Below are 18,492 nucleotides of genomic sequence, written 5' to 3'. Positions count from 1 at the left end.
CACATTATGATTTTTTCTTATTCAGCAATTGATCAACATAGTCTTCTTTGTTAACTTGACGTGCACGTGCTACAGATAATGCTTTTGATGGAACATTCTCTGTAATTGTAGAGCCTGCTGCTACATAAGCACCATCTTCAACTGTTACAGGAGCAACAAGGTTTGAATTACATCCAATAAATACCCCGTTACCAATCACAGTTTTGAATTTATTCTTACCGTCATAGTTCACCGTAATTGAACCACAACCAAGATTCACGTCTTCTCCAACTTGTGCATCCCCGATATAACTTAAGTGTGAAGCTTTACTTCTATTACCAAAAACAGTTTTTTTGATTTCCACGAAGTTTCCAACGCGTACTTCATCTCCAATAACTGAATCTGGGCGAATATGTGCAAATGGGCCAACCGATACTTCTGTACCAAGCTTACTATCATGTACAGTAGATTGACGAATTATCGTACGATCTCCAATTTCACTATCGCGAATTACTGTATGCGGTCCAATCTCACAATCAGAACCAATTACAGTGTTCCCCTCAATAATTGTTCCTGGATGAAGAACTGTATCACTACCGATAATTGCATCAGCAGAAATATACGTGTTACTTGGATCAATAATAGTAACACCATTTACCATGTTCTTTCGGTTGATACGGTTTTTCATAATAATTTCCGCTTGCGATAGAGCGACTCTGTCGTTAACACCTAACGTTTCATCGAAGTGCTCTGTTTGATAAGCTGATACAATATGACCTTCATTTTTTAAAATCTCAATAACATCTGGCAGGTAATATTCACCTTGTACGTTATCATTTGAAACTTTAGAAAGTGAAGCGAATAAAGCTTTATTATCAAAACAATACGTACCTGTATTGATTTCTTTAATAGCTAATTCTTTCTCATTTGCATCCTTATGCTCAACAATCTTTTCAACATGACCATTCTCATTACGAACGATACGACCATATCCAGCAGGTTCTTCTATGTAAGCTGTTAATACCGTTGCCATTGCCCCTGCTTCTTTATGTTGCTGAAGTAATGCTTCCATCGTTTCAGCAGTTATTAGCGGCGTATCACCACAAATAACTAAAGTTGTTCCTTCTTCGTTTGCAAGTACACTTGCAGCTTGATCTACAGCATGTGCTGTACCAAGTTGTTCTGCTTGTAATGCAAACTCACTTACGTTTCCTAGCTGTTCTTGTACCATTTCAGCACCATGTCCTACGACTGTTACAAGTTTCTGCAATCCTAATTGAGATACTTGATCGACAACATGTTGTACCATAGGTTTTCCACATACAGGATGAAGCACTTTGTATAGCTTAGACTTCATACGTGTGCCTTTACCTGCCGCTAGAATCACTGCAAATCTGTTTGACATATAGACCCTCCATCGCAACCTATTTATCCATTAACGATATTATCCTAAATCATCATATATTTCAAGAAACACATTTTAACTATTAAATTTTACCATAATTCTTATAAGATGTTTTACTCTTTAGTATCTTTTTTAAGAAATAAGCTATACTATTTAAAATGATTTTGAAAAAATTAGAAGTTTATCTCTTCACTTTATTGAATTTAGAATTTTCAGAACATAGGAATGTATATAACCACAAAAAAACAAACCCCTGTAAATGCTTACAGGAGTTTGTTACAAAATTATAGAGCTTTCTCTAAAAAGCCCTTTTCATTCGAATTTTACGAAGCACCTGCTTCTTCAAACTCAACCTCTTCTAACTCGCCTAAACGATGATACTCTGTTAAAACCGCATCTTGAATTTTAGAGCGTGTACCAGAATTAATTGGATGTGCAATGTCACGGAATTCTCCATCTGGAGTACGTTTACTTGGCATTGCTACAAATAATCCATTATTACCATCAATTACACGAATATCATGAACAACAAATTCATGGTCTAGAGTAATAGAGGCAATTGCTCTCATGCGGCCTTCTGTGTTTACGCGGCGTAATCTTACGTCAGTCACTTCCATCTTGTGTTCACCACCCTTTTCTAAATAAGCGATATATTTGTATAAATTCCACAAAATTTCTATTTTCCCTTTAATTTTTTAAAAATTTTTAAGATAAAAATTTTTAATGTAATTGAATATAGAGATTAGTAGAGGTTATCGCTTACAAAGAATTACTTAACTAGGGCAATTACTTCGATTTCAACTGAAACATCTTTCGGTAATTTTGCTACTTGTACACAAGAACGAGCTGGCTTATGAGCAGAGAAATAAGATCCATATACTTCATTAACAGCATTAAAATCATCCATATCTTTTAAGAATACCGTTGTTTTTACTACCGTATCAAATGAAGCACCTGCTTCTTCTAATACTGCTTGTAAATTTTGAAATACTTGCTCTGTTTGTACTGTTACGTCTCCTGCTACAAGCTCTCCACTTGCAGTTAACGGAATTTGTCCTGAACTGTAAAACATATTATTTACAATAATCCCTTGTGAATATGGTCCAATTGCTTGTGGTGCATTGTTTGTTTGAACAACTTTCATACTTTTCACCCTTTTATTATTTATTTTTACTCTTTAAAAATAGTGCACGAAAAGCAGTTTGTCCATCTATTTTATAATTTATAAATAGAATAAAAAAAGATAAAGCTATTTGCTTTATCTTTTTACTCAGCCTCTACAAGCCCTTCATCAAATGGTGCCAGTGAATAATTTCCCTTTTCCACTTGAATCGCTTTTTCTTTCACATCAACTTCTGATAGACGAATCAATGATACAAAGTTATTAATTAGTCTTTCTTCAATATCCGTGGACTCTACTAATACACCAATACCAACAACATTAGCCTTAAACTCTTCTAACATACTCATCATACCTTGAATTGTCCCGCCAGCTTTCATGAAGTCATCAATAATTAAAACATTTGATCCTTCTGGAAGGCTACGCTTTGCTAACGTCATTGTTTGAATTCGCTTAGAAGAACCTGATACATAGTTAATACTAACAGTGGGTCCTTCTGTTACCTTATTATCTTTTCTTGCAATCACTACCGGTACATCTAAATAGTTCGCCACTGCATATGCAAGTGGAATACCCTTCGTTGCGACCGTCATAACTGCATCAATTGGTTGCCTAGCAAAAACAGAAGCAAACAAACGACCTGCGCCATTAATATGACGAGGATTACTTAAAAGATCTGTCATATATAAGTAACCACCAGGCAAAATACGATCTGGATTTTCGAATAAGCTACAAAGCTCACCAATAATTAGATCTGCCTCTTCTTCACTTATATATGGTATATATTTCACTCCTCCTGCTGCTCCTGGTATCGTTTGCAATGTGCCGACCCCTTGTTGTTCAAACGTTTGCTTAATAATAACTAAATCTTCACTAATAGAAGACTTAGCTGATTGATACCTTTCAGCAAAAAAAGTGAGAGAAACTAGCTGACGAGGGTTTTGTAACAAGTAATAAGTCATATCGACTAATCTTGTACTTCGTCTAATTTTCATACTCTCACCTCAAATCACGAATATTCTAAACAAATCATAACGTATTATACGTCTTTATTCAAGCGTTTCTCGCTCTCCTAATAAACGTACTGCGTATACTTGTTCACAAAATCCTTTTAATCCGTTATATATACGATGCATTCGCGAATCATGGTGCACCAGACCGAATACGGTTGGACCACTACCACTCATTAATACAGCATCTGCTCCAAATCGCTTCATCTGTGCCTTAATACGTGCAACTTCAGGATGCATCGCAAACGTTACATCTTCTAAAACGTTACCAACAGTATCACAAATCCCTTTGTAGTCTCCAGCATTTATGACATCCACCATTTTATCTACATTTGGATGTGTAACCCGATTTAACTTTAAATTTCCATACACATCAGCAGTAGATACACCAATATGGGGTTTTGCTAAAATAACCCAACAAGAAGGTGGAGTTTTTATGTGCTCAATCTGTTCTCCTCTTCCAGTGGCAATTGCTGTCCCACCATATACGCAAAACGATACATCTGACCCAATTTCTGCGCCAAGCTCTGCTAACTGATCAATTGTAAGCCCTAAATTCCATAATTTATTAAGGCCACGTAATGTAGCTGCTGCATCACTACTTCCACCCGCTAATCCAGCTGCTACTGGAATCGTTTTTTCAATAGTAATAGATACACCTTTTTTCACATTAAATTTCTCTTTTAATAACCTCGCTGCTTGATAAGCCAGATTTCTTTGGTCGTCTGGGACATACCGATTATGGGATAAAATTTCAATACGGTCTTCTGCTAATTCCATTAGTTCTAAACGATCCGCTAAATCAATTGTTGTCATAATCATTTTCACTTCATGATATCCGTCTTGTCTTTTTCCCAGTACATCTAACGACAGATTAATCTTTGCTGGTGCTTTCACTAGTAGCTTCAATCTATTCACCCACTCTATGTACTCAATCTTTTATCGTTTATTTTACCATAAATTTATAGTAAGACGATGACACTTCCCTAATTATAACGAAAAGCATTCAGAATGAAACTACTTATGTAAAATGATGGCACCTTTTATAGTACAAAAAGCCGAGGAATCACTCCTCGGCTACCGTAGCATAGAAAGTATCTTACAACTACTGGTTTTGTTTCATTAATTGCTGTTCTGCAATTTCTATAGCACGTTTCACCATGTTACCAGCATCTTTCGCACGAATTCCGCCCCATCCTTCTTTCTGAACAACATCATAAAAGCCTAGCTCTTTTGCAAGCTCTTCTTTAAATTGATTTGACATGACACCTCTTCGTCTACTCAATGCAGAGTCCCTCCTTATTTTGCTACGGTATAATTAGTATGCAAAATAATATAGCTTTTCATTTGTGGGAATATATGTAACGATACATGAATTATAAAATCACTTCATTATGAGGTTCACCATAAAATGTTAACTCTACTGTCTCTGTTAAAACATCCGCATAGCTATACGATACACGTTGTAACGCATCTTCTTGTTGATCCAGTTGTACAACAAAAACAGAACGGTACGTTTCTGCAAGTACACCTGATTGTTCTACAGTTTTTCTTCTCCCACTGTTCGCCTTTAACATCAGTCTCTGTCCAAGATGGTGATCTAATTCGCTTTTAATTTCATCTAAACGTTTTGACATATACTTCGTTACACCTCGCTGTAATTTAGATTGAACACTTAAAACACGATATATCTATCCCAATTATTAACCGCAACTCACAGACAATATCATTATAAAAGCATCATGCGTTCGAATAGATAGAAGAAATACTATATTGTAAAAGTATCATTATGTAGTCTGTGCGTTCTTGTCTCTTTTTATCCAAACTGATTTAAATCCTCTCCATACAAAAAAGCAAGATACATATGTACCTTGCTTATTCTTCGTAATGTTGAAAAGGTAATCCAGTTCGTAAAATTCCTCTCGTCTCAATCCCGCCAAGTCCCTTTTCACCAGTAATCGTATTACGTACAACATCCCATACATTGACTCGCTCCATAAATGACGTAAAACTAATTTTACCAACCACATATACAGGGTCTAGTGCGTGAATATTAATTCTAGATGGGGAACTAGCAAAATTAGCGCCTGCTCGAATTAATGCTTCAAAGTGTGATTGACATGCCCCAGCAAAAATAACGAGTTGATCCAACGATGGATATTTTTTTCGTACTTCTCGAACAGCCTGTACAAAATGCCTTGAATGCCTATATGCTGCTAAATCTCCCTTCACGCCTTTGGATTTTGTATATGCATCGTGCCCTGTAATAACTAAAATGTCCGGACGAAAATGGTCTATTAAATCTACTACCTTTTCATGCATCTCCGTTTCTTTACAATGAATACCTTGTACAGGAACACCAATTTTATTATATAAATCTAGGCACTTGCGCAAATATAACGGGTCTCCATCTATGTGTAATACACGCCCTGGCATTTGAAAATAATTCACTTCACTTGTATATCCACCAGTTGAAGTGTGTTCATGCCTTTGTTTCATTAATACGTAATCTTGTTGAAACAAACGATACGTGCGCTCCATTGTTTCTTTCTCACGCTTCGCTCTCTTTTTATGTTCTCGTTGATCTATACTAATTAAATCCTCAAGTGGCGCATCTGCCACTAATCTAATTTCCTCTCCAAACAATATAGCTATCTCGCCTTTTATTTCTATAATACGAAAAAGGATATCCCTATTATGAGAATATCGTTCCACTAATTCTCCAACATGTAAAACCATTCTCCTACCTCCAAACTCGTTAGGCCATCTTACCTGTTTTTAAAGTATGAATTTAGGAGGAGAATGGTGACAAAAGGGACAGTTCAAATTGAACTGTCCCTTTTGTACTCTTATGATAACTTATGAAGAACTAATGCATTACTTAATGTCGCAAACTCTTCGATAGATAGCGTTTCACCTCTTCGTTTTGGATCAATTCCTACTTCTGTTAAAATCCGATCCAACAGCTCTTTATCTTTCGGGAAACCATTTAAATTATTTGATAAATTATTCATTAAAGTTTTACGACGCTGTGCGAAACTTGCTCGTACTACTTCAAAGAAGAATGTCTCATCTGTTACTTCTACCACTGGTTTCGGACGCTTTAAGAGGCGGATAATTGCAGAATCAACATTTGGTTGTGGCACAAACACTGTACGCGGTACAGTCATAACTGTTTCTACCTCTGTATAATACTGAATAGCAATGGATAAAGAACCATACTCTTTCGTTCCAGGCTTAGCCGCTAAACGATCCCCAACTTCTTTTTGCATCATAACAACGAATCCACGAACCGGTAATTTCTCTTCCAGCAATTTAAATAAAATTGGCGTCGTAATATAGTATGGTAAGTTAGCTACTACCATTACATCTTGCCCTTCTTCAAATTGCTCACTAAACACCTCATGTACATCTGCCTTTAGTACATCTTTATTGATAACTGTAACGTTGCCATATGGAGCTAACGTCTCATCTAAAATCGGTAATAACCTTTGATCAATTTCAAAAGCCACTACTTTTTTAGCACGCTTCGCTAATTGTTCTGTTAATGCACCGATACCTGGTCCAATTTCAATTGCACCACTTTCTGAACCAATTTCAGCGTGATCAACGATACGATTTAATACATTCGTATCAATTAAAAAATTTTGTCCTAAACTTTTTTTGAATGAAAATCCATACTTTTCAACAATATCTTTCGTACGATTTGGCGTTGCGATATCCTTCATTTTCTTTCCTCCTGTATGACTTGCTTATAAGCTTCTGCAAATGATTCTTTTGAAACTTGAAACATTTGTAAACGTTTATGTAACTGTTTTGCGTTTGTATAACCAATCTTTAATAGCTTACCCATTCTTTCTCTGCGACTCTTTGCCATTTCTCCGCCCACTAAACCTGCATCGACTAGATCGCTCCAACTGATTTCACTTGTGTAAGCTTCCATTTCTTCATGTATATTCTCTAAAGCACGGCGAATTGATTCATTAGAAGCATGTTCAATTCCGACACCTTTTTTCCTCTTAGCAAGTGCTTCTTCCTTCGGTAAAAACGCATGTTTACATCCGGGCACCTTATCAGAAATAATTTTCCGAATACGCTCTCCAGGATAATCCGGATCTGTAAAAATAATAACGCCTCGTTTTTGCAGCGCCAATTTAACTTGTTCAATAACATGATCACCGATTGCTGAACCGTTCGTTTCAATTGTATCCGCATCAACAGCACGCTTAATCGCAACTGTATCATCTTTACCTTCTACAACGATAATCTCTTTAATTTTCATGCTTGCCTCCACACTCGTTTCGTCTCTACTTAGTAAAACAAAAAAATGACGACTTTTCCATTATTATTTTCCCCATTCTTACATTTTAAAAAATAGAATGTCCAAAACTTTGTTCTCTCTCCTTATTGTACCACTTACTCATTCGCCCTTATCTTCTCTGTCACGCCTGCTATTTTTTCACAAAAGTAAAAAAAGAATGGGTTCTCCCACTCTTTTATTCAACGCCAAATAAAGCTTTTGCATTTTTCGTTGTCATTTCCGCTACTTCTTCATAAGAAATTCCTTTTAAGTTCGCAATTTCTTCTGCTACGAGTTTTACATAACTTGGTTCATTTCGTTTTCCGCGAAATGGATGCGGTGTTAAATACGGACAATCCGTCTCTATTAATAATTTCTCTAATGGAATCTCCGTAGCAACTTCTTTCGGTTTCTTAGCGTTTTTAAATGTAACTGGTCCACCTAACGAAATTAAAAAGTTCATATCAACACATCGCTCTGCTACCTCTACGCTACCGCTAAAACAATGCATAATGCCTCCTACTTCAGCTGCATTCTCTTCTTCTAGAATATCCACAATATCTTGGGTTGCATCGCGGTTATGTATAATAATCGGCAATTTTACTTTTTTCGCTAATGCAATTTGTTTACGGAATACTTCTTTCTGTATTTCTTTTGGAGACTTATCCCAGTGATAATCTAAGCCCATCTCTCCAAGTGCAACGACTTTAGGATGAGAAGCAAGTTCTTCTAACCAAGCTAAATGCTCTTCTGTCATGTCAATTGCATCAACTGGGTGCCATCCAACCGCAGCATAAATAAAATCATAGGCTTCAGCTAATTCAATCGCCTTTTTTATCGTTACTTCATCAAAACCAACAACAACTGTATAAGTAACACCCGCTTCTTTCATTCGGGCAATCACTTCTTGCAAGTCTTCTTCAAATTGCTCTGCATTCAAATGTGAATGTGTATCAAACAACATCATACATAACTCCTTTTATATTGAAATCAAATTTATTCTACGCAAATAAGCTCTTTTATAACTTAACGATAACAATACTACAATCTTAATGCAAAAATTGAGAGTGTAAAAAGAAAAAAGACGCTTCACACATGTTACACGTGAAACATCTCTTTTCTTGTCTTAATTACTTAATTTTTGTACCGTTTGGTAGATTTTGGTCGATTGATGCTAATGACAATACGCCATTCTCTTCACCCGCTAAAATCATACCTTGTGACAATTCACCGCGTAATTTTACAGGTTTTAAGTTTGTTACACAAATAACTTTTTTACCTTTTAGATCTTCTGGCGAATAGAATTTTGCAATTCCAGAAACAACTTGACGTTTTTCTGTGCCTAAGTCTAGTTGAATTTTTAACAACTTGTCTGCTTTTTTCACAGGTTCAGCAGATAGTACTTCAGCTACGCGTAATTCTACTTTAAAGAAATCATCAATTGTAATTTCTTCTGCCTTCGGTTCTTCTTCTTTTTTCTCTTCTACTTTAGGAGCAGAGGCTTTCATTTGTTCTTTAATGTACGCTACCTCTACTTCCATTTCTAAACGAGGGAAAATCGGGTTTCCTTTTTCTACTTTTGTTCCAGCTGGAATGCATCCAATTGTAGACAGGCTTTCCCAAGATGTATGTGCTTCTTCAGTAAGGCCAAGCTGAGCAAACATTTTGCTTGGTGCTACTGTTAAGAATGGCATAAGCATAATACCTGTTTGGCGAAGTACTTCTGCTAAATGAGCCATTACAGAAGCTAACTTTTCACGATCATTCTCATCTTTTGCTAATACCCACGGTTGTGTTTCATCAATATATTTATTCGTACGGCTAACCAATTGCCAAATTGAGCTTAGAGCTACAGAGAATTCCATATTCTCCATTGCTTCTTCTACTTTTTTCAATGTATCCTGTGCAAACGCTACTAACGTTTCATCAAATTCCGTTACATTTGCTTTAAATGCAGGGATTTCTCCGTTAAAGTATTTATCAATCATAGCTACTGTACGATTTAATAAGTTACCTAAGTCATTTGCTAAATCGAAATTAATACGCTCCACAAATCCTTCTGGTGTGAATACGCCATCAGATCCGAACGGAACTTCACGAAGTAAGTAATAACGTAATGCATCTAATCCGTAACGATCGATTAATGTAACTGGATCTACTACGTTACCTTTTGACTTACTCATCTTTCCATCCTTCATTAAAATCCAACCATGAGCAAATACTTTTTTCGGAAGAGGTAAATCTAATGCCATTAAAATGATCGGCCAATAAATTGTATGGAAACGAACGATTTCTTTTCCAACTAAATGCACATCTGCTGGCCAGAATTTCTTATACATCTCTTCATTTTCTGTTCCATAACCTAATGCTGTAATATAGTTAGATAACGCGTCAACCCATACGTAAATAACGTGTTTCGGGTTACCTGGAACACGAACTCCCCAGTCAAATGAAGTACGAGAAACTGCTAAATCTTCTAAGCCTGGTTTAATGAAGTTATTAATCATTTCATTCTTACGAGACTCTGGCTGAATGAAATGTGGATTCTCTTCATAGAATTTTAATAGTCTGTCTACGTATTTACCCATTCTAAAGAAATAAGATTCTTCACGAACAAGCTCTACATCATGACCACTATCTGGACTTTTTCCTCCAACTACTTTGTCACCTTCCATAATTGGATCTACTAATTGGTGCTCCGTATAGAATGTCTCATCTTGTACAGAATACCAACCTTCATATTCATCAAGGTAAATATCGCCTTGATCTACTAGTTGCTTGAAGATTTTTTCAACAACATCTTTATGACGATCTTCCGTTGTACGAATAAAATCATCATAAGAGATATCCATCTTCTTCCAAAGTTCTTTAATTCCTGCAACGATGTTATCCACATATGCTTGTGGTGTAACATTTAATTCTTCTGCTTTCTTTTGGATCTTCTGTCCATGCTCATCAGTTCCTGTTAAATAATGAACATTATATCCTTGCATACGCTTATATCGTGCCATCGCATCTCCTGCTACTGTTGTATAAGCATGTCCAATGTGTAATTTTCCACTTGGATAATAAATTGGGGTAGTAATATAAAAGGATTTGTTTTCCTCTGTCATTGTTTTGGACCTCCCGGATAACCTCATATGTATTTATAAATAGTATATCAAAAACTTATATATAAAGTGAAACTTTAATCAGTGGGGGTTTTCTTCATCCCCCACTGATTATTAGTTGAACCAATCGGACTTTTATGGGCAGTTGATCCCCACTTAACTTCTTTGCTCCGGATGAACTTTAAATTTAGAATCTTATTGCTTGTTAATACGTGATAAAAACGAGTTAATGATTAGTATATTTATCATCTATTACTCATATTTCAAGAAAATATACAATCTCTACTCAAAATTTAAAAACTTTTCTGAAAATAAAATGAAATAATAGTAGAAATTACTCCCATTCTATTATATATAAGAAGTAAGAAATCTATAAATCTTTTTAAAAAATATAGAATTAAAGAATTGACGGAAATGTAAATGATTGGTATCATATGTCCATAGGGTATTTTGTCGAAAAATGACGAATCTAAAAATAGACTCGAAACTTATAAACTATTTCTTTAGGAGGAAAAGAATTATGAAATCTACTGGTATCGTTCGTAAAGTTGATGAATTAGGTCGTGTAGTAATTCCAATCGAATTACGCCGTACTTTAGGTATTGCAGAAAAGGATGCTCTTGAAATCTATGTTGATGACGAGAAAATCATCTTAAAAAAATATAAGCCAAACATGACTTGCCAAGTAACTGGTGAAGTATCTGATGGTAACCTATCTTTAGCTGAAGGTAAAATTATCTTAAGCAAAGAAGGCGCTGAGCAAATCTTAAACGAGCTTCAAGATTATATCGAAACAGCAAAATAAGCTTCTCAATTATGAGAAGCTTATTTTTTATCGACATGATAGATTTGATATACATCGCGTTTCGACAAATCTCGATCTTTAGCAACTGTTTTTATCGCCTCTTTTGAATTCATACCTTTTTCGTTTATATAATGTTCAATATGGTCATATACCGAAATAGATTCCCACCATTGTTCCTCTGGAGCAGGTTCTTCCGTTGAACCAGCTACTAAAATACAAAACTCACCACGAACTTCATTTTGTTTCGTCCACTCAATTGCTTCTTCAACTGTTCCACGAATAAATTCCTCGAATTTTTTCGTTAACTCTCGACATAATACAATTTCTCTATTTCCCAATACTTCTTGCATCGAGATTAAAGTATCATCCAAGCGGTGAGGCGCTTCATAAAACATCATTGTAGTTTGTACATAACGAAGCTTCTCTAACTCCATTTTTCTTTCTTTTTTATTTCTTTGTAAAAATCCATAGAAATAAAACTGTTTTGTTTCAAGACCTGATGCAATTAATGCTGTAAGGGCTGCATTTGCCCCAGGAAGCGGGATTACATGATACTGTTCTGTTACAGCCTCTACAACAATATCGTAACCTGGATCGGAAATACACGGCATACCAGCATCACTAACAAGTGCTACAGTTTTCCCCTCGTCTAGCTTCTCTAATATTTTCTTTCCACTTACTTCCTTATTATGCTCGTGGTAACTCATCACAGGCGTCTCAATTTCAAAATAATTACAAAGTTTTTTCGTTTGTCTCGTATCTTCAGCAGCAATTAAATCAGCTTCTTTTAAAATTCGGATTGCACGAAATGTCATATCTTCTAAATTTCCAATAGGAGTTGGTACTAAATATAAAACTCCCTTTTCATTTTGTTGAAAGCTTTTTTGTTGCCACATAGCGTTCTCCTTTTTGCATATATTCTTCTTTTTGTTTTCTATTTAATTGCTTAAAATAATACTCTGCTTGCATAGCTGTACGCTTATCTTCATGAAATTCTACGTATTTTAAAACAACAGGAAGTCTAGCACGCGTATACTTAGCCCCTTTTCCGCCATTATGGGTCTCAATTCGCTTTTCTATATGATTTGTATATCCAGCATAATAACTTCCATCAGAGCACTCTACTACATAAAAACAATGCTTATTCTTCTCCATATAAAATAGAACGAATCTCCTTTGTATATTCATTATTTTCTTCATATACAAAAAGGGGTGGCAATATTTTCAAATCGGCATTTCCATCCTTAATTCCTTCAATTAACAATGTATTCGCTTCTTTCCCTGCCTTAGGATACACAAATCGTACACGCTTCGGTTCAATTTTGTATTTACGCATTAATGTAACAATATCTAATAAACGACCTGGACGATGTACAAATGCTACTTTCCCGCCTTGTTTTACTAGCTGACTACTTGCAGATACAACATCCTCTAGTGTACACATAATTTCATGACGAGCTATCGCTAAATGTTCATTCATATTTTTTTCAGAAGTTGCAGGTGTTTGGAAATAAGGCGGATTACATGTGACAACATCATATTGATGACGCCCAAGTTTCTCCGGCATATCTTTCAAATCCCCGTGTATTAAGTGAATTCTTTCTTCCAACTTATTGTATTGGACACTTCTTCTTCCCATATCATATAAGCGTTCTTGAATTTCTACACCAGTAATATTCCCTTTCGTTCTTGTACTTAATAGAAGGGGCACAACTGCATTACCTGTACACAAATCAAGTAAATTACCTTTTTGAATTGGTACCCAGGCAAAATCTGCAAGTAAAACAGCATCTAACGAGAAATTAAATACCGATGGACTTTGTATAATCTTCAAATCTTGCGCTAATAAGTAATCTAAACGTTCATCTTCATATAAATTCATATGTTACTCCTTTTCTTACACTTAACCTACCCTATTTCATCTTCAACTAATAAAAAACATATTTCATTCTACTCTCATGTATAAAAAATTACCTTTCCAATTATCATTGGAAAGGTAATTTCACTTTTTATTTAAAAATGACAGGCAGAATAAACAATCTCCCTCTTTACGTACACTTCCATAATGCAGATTACAAATATGAAAACCTTCTTGATATAGTCTTGCTAAATTATCGTAGCCTTCACCAATATCTGTCTTCGGCTTCACTTCTTTACGTTTTTGAGTTTTTTGTTTTTCTTTAATCTGCACTTCTTCAAAGCGGTGTCGCAAATTTTCATTTTCCATTTTTATATGTTGGTTTTCTTCCAGTAACTCTGCAAGATGTTGTTTTAGTTCTCCCAACTGTTTGTATAAATGTCCAATTTGCTCTTCCATACTAGAAACCGATGCAAAAATATCTTTTTTCTCCACAAGCACCCACCTCATTAATCTGTGGTTTGACTCGAAACGACCCCTTTATTCACTAACTCATCTAACGTATATTCTACTATCCGTTCCTTGTCTACTAGTTCCACTTGAATTAATCTTTCTAAAATATTTAATCCGATAACACGGCCAGTACCATGCGGGGTTTGTATACGTTGATCTAAATCAGGAAGTTGTTCCTTTGCTGCCTCATATTCATCATTCTCATATTTTAAGCAACACATTAAGCGACCACATAAACCAGAGATTTTTGCAGGATTTAATGATAAATTTTGATCCTTTGCCATCTTAATAGATACAGGTTCAAAATCCCCTAAAAAAGTAGAACAACAAAGCATACGACCACATGGACCAATACCACCAAGCATCTTCGCTTCATCACGAACACCAATTTGTCTTAGTTCAATTCTTGTCCTAAAAATTGCTGCTAAGTCCTTCACTAGTTCGCGGAAATCAATCCGACCATCCGCAGTAAAGTAGAAAATAATTTTATTGCGATCGAACGTATACTCTACATCTACAAGTTTCATATCAAGATTATGTTCTACTACCTTTTGCTGACAAACTTGATATGCTTCTTTTGCGGCATGTTTGTTCTCTTCAACAATGGTACGATCATTTTCATTTGCAATACGAATAACCTTTTTTAGCGGTAATACAACGTCGTTTTCATCAACTTGCTTTTTGGTAATAACTACTTTTCCGTATTCAATACCTCTTACCGTTTCTACAATTACAAACTCATTTTCAGAGATATCGAACTGATTCGGATCAAAGTAATACACCTTTCCGGCCTTCTTAAAGCGAACACCTACTACATCATACAAAACGGTCATCCCTCCTGCAACCGCAACACTAACTGTTCGAACACAAGCTGCGCATTTACATTAGCGTTGATTCTATTTTTTGCCTCTAATATATTAAAGAGAGCTGATACAATGCGCTTCTGAGCGTAGGAGAAAGATTCAAACATCTCTTTCTGCTCATGAAAAACAAGACGATCTTCTTCTCCAAGTTGAACATATAATAAATCCTTATAAATAAGGAGTAACATATCTAAACCTTGCTGTAATTGTTCTTTCTCTCCAAAGTGTTTTCCCCATTTTTCTTGTACAAAAAAAATAGAGGCTTTATCTTTTTCGAGCGCTTCACATAATTTTATCACTAAAGCTCGTGCTTGTGCAAACCATTCATCACTACATAAAGCTAAAGCTTCATCAAAACTATTTGTGAGTTGTGCAGCAAGTGTCGATAAAGATGCTGTAACACCTTCATCCTGTAATCTTCTAATTAAAGATTCCGTAGGTAAAGGTCTAAATGTAACAACTTGACAACGAGATAAAATCGTATTTAAAATTTGATGACTTTGTTCAGTAAGTAAAATAGCTGTTGTATCACTACTTGGTTCTTCTAAAAATTTCAACAGTGTATTCGCCGCATTTGCTGTCATACGGTCTGCGTGCTCAATAACATATACTTTTTTATTTGCTTCTAATCCTGTTTTTGAAAACTCTTCTTGTAAATCATGAATTTGCTGCTTCTTAATAGATAATCCGTCTGGTTTTACAATATGTAAGTTTGGGTGGTTACCTGAATCAATTCGCTTACAATTTGTACATACATGACAAGGCTCTACCCCATTACGCTGAGAACAGAGGAAACTCTTTGCCATTTGAATTGCTGTCGCAAACTTTCCTGTCCCTTTCCCTCCCTCTAACAAGTAAGCGTGGGATATACGCTCTTTTGCGATGCTATTCATCAACATTTTTACACCGATGGGTTGTATAGCAGAAAGCTGCTCCCACGTCTTCGTCATAATGCATACCTCACTTATTTCATTCTTTCCTTCTATTATAACAATTTATCTTCTATAACTTGAATAACTTCTTCTATAAGTTTTTCCATTGGTTGATCAGCATTTACTAATACAATACGATCCGAGAATCGTTCTACAACTTGTAAATACCCTTCACGCACACGTTTATGGAAAGTGATATCTTCCATATCTAACCGATTCACTTCACGTCCTGCATCTTTTGCAATTCGAGCTAAACCAACCTCGGGTTCAATGTCTAGGTAAATTGTTAAACTAGGCATGCAGTCTTCTGTTGCGAAACGATTGATTTCAAATACTTTATCCATACCTAATCCTCTTGCATAGCCTTGATACGCTAAAGAGCTATCTATAAAACGATCACATAATACAAGGTAATCCTCATTAAGTGCCGGCATAACTTTTTCCACTAAATGTTGTCTACGTGCAGCGGCATATAGAAGTGCCTCTGTACGTGCTTCCATCATCGTATATTCTTGCTTATGTAAAATCGTTCTAATATCCTCAGAAATTGCAATACCACCTGGTTCTCTCGTCGCCATTACCTTTTGTTCCTTTTGTTCAAAGTGTGGCAATAAACCTTGAATTAACGTTGTTTTACCCGAACCTTCTGGCCCCTCAATTGTTACAAATAATCCCTTCATCCTAAAACCTACTTTCTATATCATACACTTTCATATATTTCGTGCTACCTTGAAAACGAGCGCCTGCTCCCTCTAAATGCATAATTTGCTCTTTATGTTCTGAAGTAATTCTTTCCCCATACATAATCAATGGAATACCAGGTGGATATGGAATTACCATTTCCGCCGCTATCATCCCAACTGCTTCTTCTACAGATACTACTTTTGTTTCATATCCTTCCAGTTGTTTATATGTATACGGTAAAGGAGAAATTTCTCCTTTATAAGTATAACGAATAGATTCCGTCTTGTCTTTCACCTCATAAGATTGCAATGCCACCCGGATCATCTCTATAGCCTTCATATACTTCTTATTTACTTGCAAAGGCAAAATAAATAAGACATTATATGGATCTGCCATTTCGGTATATATACCAACCTTTTCTAATACAGACTGTAATTCGTATCCTGATAACTGACAACGCGTCTGTACGGTAACTTTTAGCTCGTCTTGTAATGGATATTGTAAAATAGCTATTTGTGGAATAGCACTCAATTCTTCTTTAAATTCCCGTAAAAACTCGACAATTTCATCATGTCCCTTTTCTTTTATACGTGCTATCGTAAAGCGTGCAATATCAAGAGAAGCCATAATTGGATACGATGGACTACTAGATTGTAGCATACTTAAATAAGTAGAAACTTTTTCTTCTTTCACTAAGCGGCTATTTATATGTAAATAGGATCCCATCGTCATCGCAGGTAATGTTTTATGTGCGGAATGAACTACAATATCTGCACCATATGCTAAAGCTGACTTTGGAAATGCCCCACCTAAACAAAAATGAGCTCCATGCGCTTCATCTACTAACACAGGAATTTTATGTGCATGTGCATAAGCAATGCTTGCCTCTAAATCCATCCCCATACCATAATAATTAGGATGTGTTAAAATAAGTGCTTTCGCATTTGGATATTTTTCAATTGCTTCCTTAATAATTTCATTATGAATTCCCACGGGTACGTTATAAGCTTCATCAATCCATGGATCTAAAAAAATTGGATTTGCTCCTGCTAATTTTAAACCATTAATAATTGATTTATGACAATTTCTTTGTACAAGAACAATATCATGTTCCCTACAGCAAGACAAAATCATTGCTAAGTTCCCGACTGTTGAACCATTAATTAAAAAATAACTTTTTTCCACTTCATATACATCAGCTAATAATTGTTGTGCCTCATCTATACATTCAAACGGACTATGTAAATCATCTAACCCTGATAACTCAGTTACATCGATAGATAGTATATCTTTAAACTCCTCTACTGCCCCCTGAGGAAAGTTTAAACCATTTTTATGACCTGGAACATGAAAGGATAACGGCCGTCTTTCTTTAAACTCTATTAATGCTTCATATAAAGGTATGCGATTTTGATTCATCTATATCTCTTCCTTATTATTTCATTCTTTATCTATTATACAGAACAAAAAAAATAATAGGCATATGCCTATTTAAAAATATGATACTTCTAATTTCCGAAGCTGTTTTAAATAATATATATACTTCGGATCATTTGTTTCTGTATTCACCATGTCCTTTTCACATTCATAACATATTAAATTATTATAAACATATATCCCTTCTTTTCTTTCTGTCTCACAAACAATACAAACTTCGTTTTGTGATTTCATATCTTTCCCTCCCTATTTAAATGGACATATTTTATACTTCTATTCCTTAACAATTTACAGAAAAATATACATCGATTTCTTATATAATATGATTCATCCTTGGGCAACGTGTTTGTATTACCATTACTTCTTTTTGCATACTGTTTGAAAACACAAAAAAAACACAAGTCAAAAGACTTGTGTTTTTAGTTGCTTGGCGACGTCCTACTCTCACAGGGACAAGGTCCCAACTACCATCGGCG

At 35.4% G+C, this 18,492-nt stretch carries 22 protein-coding genes; 1 reads left to right on the top strand and 21 read right to left on the bottom strand.

What is annotated here, in order from left to right; genetic code table 11:
• Nucleotides 1-4: 4 nt before the first annotated feature.
• From glmU to metG, 12 genes are all read right to left on the bottom strand, one after another.
• Nucleotides 5-1,384 carry a bifunctional UDP-N-acetylglucosamine diphosphorylase/glucosamine-1-phosphate N-acetyltransferase GlmU gene (gene glmU, locus AC0NJG_RS27315; protein WP_087951389.1) on the bottom strand — a complete coding sequence of 460 codons (1,380 nt, stop codon included), beginning with the start codon at nt 1,382-1,384 and terminating at the stop codon, nt 5-7.
• Nucleotides 1,385-1,707: 323 nt separating this feature from the next.
• Nucleotides 1,708-2,001, bottom strand: a complete 294-nt coding sequence (gene spoVG, locus AC0NJG_RS27310; protein WP_000454041.1) for a septation regulator SpoVG — start codon at nt 1,999-2,001, stop codon at nt 1,708-1,710.
• 152 nt (nt 2,002-2,153) lie between these two features.
• Nucleotides 2,154-2,528, bottom strand: coding sequence for a RidA family protein (locus AC0NJG_RS27305; RefSeq protein WP_000869808.1), 375 nt, complete (start codon nt 2,526-2,528; stop codon nt 2,154-2,156).
• A 122-nt stretch (nt 2,529-2,650) separates the two neighbouring features.
• Nucleotides 2,651-3,499, bottom strand: coding sequence for a pur operon repressor (gene purR / locus AC0NJG_RS27300; protein ID WP_000702473.1), 849 nt, complete (start codon nt 3,497-3,499; stop codon nt 2,651-2,653).
• Nucleotides 3,500-3,553: 54 nt separating this feature from the next.
• Nucleotides 3,554-4,423, bottom strand: a complete 870-nt coding sequence (ispE, locus tag AC0NJG_RS27295; RefSeq protein WP_000772099.1) for a 4-(cytidine 5'-diphospho)-2-C-methyl-D-erythritol kinase — start codon at nt 4,421-4,423, stop codon at nt 3,554-3,556.
• A 196-nt stretch (nt 4,424-4,619) separates the two neighbouring features.
• Nucleotides 4,620-4,799, bottom strand: coding sequence for an acid-soluble spore protein SspF (gene sspF, locus AC0NJG_RS27290; RefSeq protein ID WP_001985066.1), 180 nt, complete (start codon nt 4,797-4,799; stop codon nt 4,620-4,622).
• A 91-nt stretch (nt 4,800-4,890) separates the two neighbouring features.
• Nucleotides 4,891-5,151 carry a biofilm formation stimulator Veg gene (gene veg / locus AC0NJG_RS27285; protein ID WP_000044349.1) on the bottom strand — a complete coding sequence of 87 codons (261 nt, stop codon included), beginning with the start codon at nt 5,149-5,151 and terminating at the stop codon, nt 4,891-4,893.
• A 238-nt stretch (nt 5,152-5,389) separates the two neighbouring features.
• Nucleotides 5,390-6,253, bottom strand: coding sequence for a sporulation peptidase YabG (yabG, locus tag AC0NJG_RS27280; RefSeq protein WP_000242870.1), 864 nt, complete (start codon nt 6,251-6,253; stop codon nt 5,390-5,392).
• A 110-nt stretch (nt 6,254-6,363) separates the two neighbouring features.
• Nucleotides 6,364-7,242, bottom strand: coding sequence for a 16S rRNA (adenine(1518)-N(6)/adenine(1519)-N(6))-dimethyltransferase RsmA (rsmA, locus tag AC0NJG_RS27275; protein ID WP_000651552.1), 879 nt, complete (start codon nt 7,240-7,242; stop codon nt 6,364-6,366).
• Nucleotides 7,239-7,796 (bottom strand): ribonuclease M5, encoded by a 558-nt coding sequence (gene rnmV, locus AC0NJG_RS27270; protein WP_000692830.1) that lies wholly within the window; start codon nt 7,794-7,796, stop codon nt 7,239-7,241. The genes rsmA and rnmV overlap by 4 nt, the downstream gene beginning before the upstream one ends.
• Before the next feature lie 214 nt (nt 7,797-8,010).
• Nucleotides 8,011-8,778 carry a TatD family hydrolase gene (locus AC0NJG_RS27265; RefSeq protein WP_087951390.1) on the bottom strand — a complete coding sequence of 256 codons (768 nt, stop codon included), beginning with the start codon at nt 8,776-8,778 and terminating at the stop codon, nt 8,011-8,013.
• A gap of 166 nt (nt 8,779-8,944) precedes the next feature.
• Nucleotides 8,945-10,927, bottom strand: coding sequence for a methionine--tRNA ligase (gene metG, locus AC0NJG_RS27260; protein WP_087997345.1), 1,983 nt, complete (start codon nt 10,925-10,927; stop codon nt 8,945-8,947).
• 517 nt (nt 10,928-11,444) lie between these two features.
• Between metG and AC0NJG_RS27255 the strand changes: the two genes are divergently transcribed.
• Entirely contained in the window at nt 11,445-11,729 is a 285-nt protein-coding gene (locus tag AC0NJG_RS27255; RefSeq protein WP_000843036.1) for an AbrB/MazE/SpoVT family DNA-binding domain-containing protein, read from the top strand.
• A gap of 20 nt (nt 11,730-11,749) precedes the next feature.
• On the opposite strand, the gene rsmI is transcribed toward AC0NJG_RS27255, so the two are convergent.
• The 9 genes from rsmI to AC0NJG_RS27210 form a co-directional block, all read right to left on the bottom strand.
• Nucleotides 11,750-12,625: a 16S rRNA (cytidine(1402)-2'-O)-methyltransferase gene (rsmI, locus tag AC0NJG_RS27250; protein WP_048552623.1), complete on the bottom strand. Its 876-nt coding sequence runs from the start codon at nt 12,623-12,625 to the stop codon at nt 11,750-11,752.
• Nucleotides 12,594-12,884 carry a GIY-YIG nuclease family protein gene (locus AC0NJG_RS27245; RefSeq protein WP_048526382.1) on the bottom strand — a complete coding sequence of 97 codons (291 nt, stop codon included), beginning with the start codon at nt 12,882-12,884 and terminating at the stop codon, nt 12,594-12,596. The genes rsmI and AC0NJG_RS27245 overlap by 32 nt, the downstream gene beginning before the upstream one ends.
• Nucleotides 12,871-13,611, bottom strand: coding sequence for a tRNA1(Val) (adenine(37)-N6)-methyltransferase (locus AC0NJG_RS27240; RefSeq protein ID WP_087951392.1), 741 nt, complete (start codon nt 13,609-13,611; stop codon nt 12,871-12,873). The genes AC0NJG_RS27245 and AC0NJG_RS27240 overlap by 14 nt, the downstream gene beginning before the upstream one ends.
• 120 nt (nt 13,612-13,731) lie before the next feature.
• Nucleotides 13,732-14,082: a DNA replication initiation control protein YabA gene (gene yabA / locus AC0NJG_RS27235; protein WP_000412056.1), complete on the bottom strand. Its 351-nt coding sequence runs from the start codon at nt 14,080-14,082 to the stop codon at nt 13,732-13,734.
• Nucleotides 14,083-14,096: 14 nt separating this feature from the next.
• Nucleotides 14,097-14,924: a PSP1 domain-containing protein gene (locus AC0NJG_RS27230; protein ID WP_000272429.1), complete on the bottom strand. Its 828-nt coding sequence runs from the start codon at nt 14,922-14,924 to the stop codon at nt 14,097-14,099.
• A 5-nt stretch (nt 14,925-14,929) separates the two neighbouring features.
• Nucleotides 14,930-15,913 carry a DNA polymerase III subunit delta' gene (holB, locus tag AC0NJG_RS27225; RefSeq protein WP_087951393.1) on the bottom strand — a complete coding sequence of 328 codons (984 nt, stop codon included), beginning with the start codon at nt 15,911-15,913 and terminating at the stop codon, nt 14,930-14,932.
• A gap of 35 nt (nt 15,914-15,948) precedes the next feature.
• The gene (gene tmk / locus AC0NJG_RS27220) at nt 15,949-16,575 is read right to left on the bottom strand and encodes a dTMP kinase (protein WP_087951394.1); all 627 of its coding nucleotides are present in this window, start codon (nt 16,573-16,575) and stop codon (nt 15,949-15,951) included.
• 1 nt (nt 16,576) lies between these two features.
• Complete coding sequence (locus AC0NJG_RS27215; protein WP_087951395.1) at nt 16,577-17,998, bottom strand: aminotransferase class I/II-fold pyridoxal phosphate-dependent enzyme; 1,422 nt, start codon at nt 17,996-17,998, stop codon at nt 16,577-16,579.
• A 72-nt stretch (nt 17,999-18,070) separates the two neighbouring features.
• A complete protein-coding gene (locus AC0NJG_RS27210; protein ID WP_000842028.1) occupies nt 18,071-18,250 on the bottom strand; it encodes a sigma factor G inhibitor Gin in 180 nt (59 codons plus the stop codon).
• Nucleotides 18,251-18,492: the final 242 nt, after the last annotated feature.

It is taken from the genome of Bacillus sp. SSR7, from assembly GCF_055902415.1.
The sequence above is the reverse complement of the archived record's forward strand: the minus strand, read 5'-3'. Positions and strand labels throughout refer to the sequence as shown.